Genomic DNA, 3221 nt, shown 5'->3' on the forward strand with positions numbered 1-3221 from the left:
CAAATCCCTCGCCGACTCCCTCGCCAAGGTCACTCCACCAGTCACTGAAAACCAGCGAGAGACTTAAGCCCGTGATTTCAGACGCATCACACTAGTAGGGCGGCGACATTTCGATACGACGTCGCCGAGGTCTACCAGCACGCCGTCAAGGGCTCCCGACTGCTCAGTGACCGGCTCTTCGAGCGCACGGCCCAGAACAATCTCGGGATGGCACTGCGCTATCTGCGGCGGGGCGACGACTCAATCGCCGCGCACCGGCGTGCCCTGGATCTGCTCCGCGCGCTAGGCGCCGTACGGAAACTGGGCACTGCGGTGTACAACCTGGGCAACGTCCTGATGGAGGGGCGCCATTTCGTCGAGGCACTGGAGGAGTTCCGCGAAGCTGAGTCGCTGCTGCGCGCGTCTGGCGCCGCCCGGACCGCCGCCACGACGCAGAACGGGCTGGGGGTGCTGCCTTTCAGGATGGGCCCCTTCGACGAGGCCCTCACACATCTCGACGTGGCCCGGGAGGCGTCCCGCTCCCGCGGCGACCCGATCATGGAGGCTGTCTCCACCAACAACCGAGGTCGCGCCCTGTGTGGTCTGGGGCGGCCGGACGCCGCACTCGACAATCACGTGCGGTGCATGGGCTTCTTCCAGAAGCTGCGCCAGCGCGAACGTGCGGGCAACCACACGCAACAACGTCGCCCTGGCTCTGCGCGCCCTGGGCAGATTCCCCGAGGCGATCGTGCAGCACGCCCAAGCCCCGCACGTGCTCAGGCAACAGCGCGAGCAGTACCGCGAGGCCGTCGCCCTGAACGATCTGGGCAGCACTCTTCAGGCGGCGGGGCGTCACCGCGAGGCCGCCGAGTGTCACGCGCGAGCCCTGGAGACGCTCTGTGACGTCTTCTTCAACGCTCATGGACAGGCCCGCTCCCTGGACCTCCACGCCGCCGCCATCCACACGACCGGCGACACCGAAGAGGCGGTGCGGGCCTGGCGAGAGGCGGTCGGGTTGTACCGGCAAGCGGGCTCCGAGGACGCCGCCCTGGCGGCGACGCAACGGATCACGGCCCTCGGCAGGACGGTCGAAGCCCTCGACGCGGCGACAGGCCACGGCGCCTGTGACGGCGACGACTGAGCTGTCCACAGGCCAACCAGGTCACGACTTCACTCCACCGAGTGAAGATCACCAACAGCATCCCGACTACAGAACAGAGCCGCTCAATGACAGACCCTCCGTCATCTTCGGCGTCTCGCAGCAGTCTTCGGATTCCTGGGCACTCATCGACCCGTTCGATGCTTTTCACAGCTCAGGCTTCCCCTCCGCAGCCCTTATCCGACAAAACGGGTGGGCGGCTGAGTAGCGAGAACTCAAGCGTTTCAGGGCGGGGGGTGGCTAACATGGTCGCGATGTAACGCAGTTAGGGGTATTGCGCGAGATCTCTCCGCAATCCAGGCAATGCGGCATAGTGCCCGACTGGGCAATTGTGCACCTGCCAGCACCCTTGGCTTGCAGCGGCTTGGCACAGTTTGGCTCGATTGCTGAGGTATCCCGCTCAGCGGCCTGGCAGTGCAATAGAGGGAGTAGTACGGATGAGGAAGATCTACATCGCCAGATGGGCGGCCGCGACAGCGGCAGTCGCTCTGCTCGCATGTTCCGGGGGGGTGACATACGCTTCCGACGACCCCAGGGAACCCACCGGGGACGAGCCGAACCAACCGAACATTCCAGATCCACCGACTCCGTCGACCAGGCCGCAGCCTCTTCCGGCGCTCTACAAGGTCCGGGTCACTCTCGGCGACTTCGCTGGCGTCGGGGGCGGACTGTACAACGGCAATTTTGTGGTCACGAACTGGGCAGACCGTCATCACGATGTGAGAACGTTTGGGTATGTGACCCGCAGATTCATTTCAGCACGCCTCCCTGACGGATCACAACGCTCTGCAGAAGTCGGCAATTCTTCGAGCAACAGCACCGTGGTTGACAGCGAAGCCGAAGCAACATTCAGAGCAACCTGGAGAAACCGTGCGGTAAGTATCGGCAACTCTTGGGAAATGCGATCCTATTGGGATTCAAATACATACAGCAAGGCCATATATGACGTATACGGCCATTTTATAGGTTGGCGCCAAGCATTTAACCCCGGCATGCATCGCGAGATTCCATTAGACCCATATCCTACGTTCTACTCACTTGCGAGTAATAATCCGGGATTATGCGTAGGTGACGTGGGCGTGCGCACCGGCATCGATCCGCGCTGCGGAATGAATAACAATGTTATTGACTTATGGGTTACGGGCGGCAAGGGATTCAATGTCACCTATAGCGTAAATAAGTATCAATGGGAGTATGAAAACAATACATACAATAGAGAATGTAGAGGATGGAAGGATTTCGGCGTCGATGCGAACGAGCTTAATAAATCATTCAATGACAATGCCCCGATAACGACTTCCATCTCGGGAAATAGATGCAAGTTGCACCTCAGTGTCAAGGTGCTGGAAAAGAGGCCAATATTCAACTTTTCGTCGTAAAGCGAAGCGGCTTTCGAAGGTTGGGGCCCGCAGAACAACAACATGCGGGCGGACACTCCACCGACCTGCGATGCTAAGCCTCAAAACGGTCGGTGGATACATCCGCATGCGAAGGGGTTCCGCGGGAGAGATCCCTAGATCCCCTTGCAGAACGGTGGAGTTTCGGTGATTCGTGGGTGCGTCACGCCCGCACCTGTGTTGTCGGGCAAGGAGAGACGGCGCTTCCACGCGTGATGGGTGTCAGCCCTGGACCACCGGGTGGTCCAGGGCTTCTGCATGCCGGGTACGGGGCACGGCCGGGAGGTGTCCGGGGCAAGAAAAAGTTCGGAACGGCGCTGACGACGGTCCAGAGCTTCGACCCGGTCTGTCAGCTATCTGCGCACCTGCGACGCACGCCATTGTGAGCTGTGGTGCGTCAGTTCGAGTGAGGGGGAGGGGATGGGCTGTCAATCTTCTCAAACTGTGGAGAAGCGGCGGGAGTCCTCGCAGCTTCGGATGCTGAAGAGTGCGGAGATATAGAAGACTCGCTGGAGTCGGCGGTTGTAGCGTCGTGGCCGGTGGAGATTGCCGCTGATTTTCCTGGAGTCGTGGGGAACCGGAGCAACGCTTCCGAAGCCGGCGAGGCGGTCAGGAGAGCCGAGAGAACTCATGTCGCCGTCTGTCGCGGCCAGGAACTCGGTACCGAGGATCACGCCCAAGGCCGG

2 protein-coding genes and 2 pseudogenes are annotated in these 3221 nt (G+C 61.1%); 3 read left to right on the plus strand and 1 reads right to left on the minus strand.

What is annotated here, in order from left to right; translation table 11 throughout:
- Positions 1-159 precede the first annotated feature (159 nt).
- The 3 genes and pseudogenes from ACWCQK_RS42155 to ACWCQK_RS42165 all read left to right on the plus strand — a co-directional run.
- Positions 160-615 (plus strand): annotated as a pseudogene (locus ACWCQK_RS42155) (tetratricopeptide repeat protein); the annotation flags it as partial.
- A gap of 43 nt (positions 616-658) precedes the next feature.
- Positions 659-1120: a tetratricopeptide repeat protein gene (locus ACWCQK_RS42160; RefSeq protein ID WP_451164542.1), complete on the plus strand. Its 462-nt coding sequence runs from the start codon at positions 659-661 to the stop codon at positions 1118-1120.
- 455 nt (positions 1121-1575) lie between these two features.
- Positions 1576-2517 (plus strand): hypothetical protein, encoded by a 942-nt coding sequence (locus tag ACWCQK_RS42165; protein ID WP_451164544.1) that lies wholly within the window; start codon positions 1576-1578, stop codon positions 2515-2517.
- Between the two features lie 467 nt (positions 2518-2984).
- Here the strand turns inward: ACWCQK_RS42165 and ACWCQK_RS42170 are convergent.
- Positions 2985-3221: pseudogene (locus ACWCQK_RS42170) on the minus strand (transposase); the annotation flags it as partial.

This window comes from Streptomyces sp. NPDC002306 (assembly GCF_053593435.1).

What these genes read in the sequence shown, in the direction of transcription:
- ACWCQK_RS42165 (WP_451164544.1), top strand. Translation starts at nt 1,576, where the DNA reads ATGAGGAAGATCTACATCGCCAGATGGGCGGCCGCGACAGCGGCAGTC.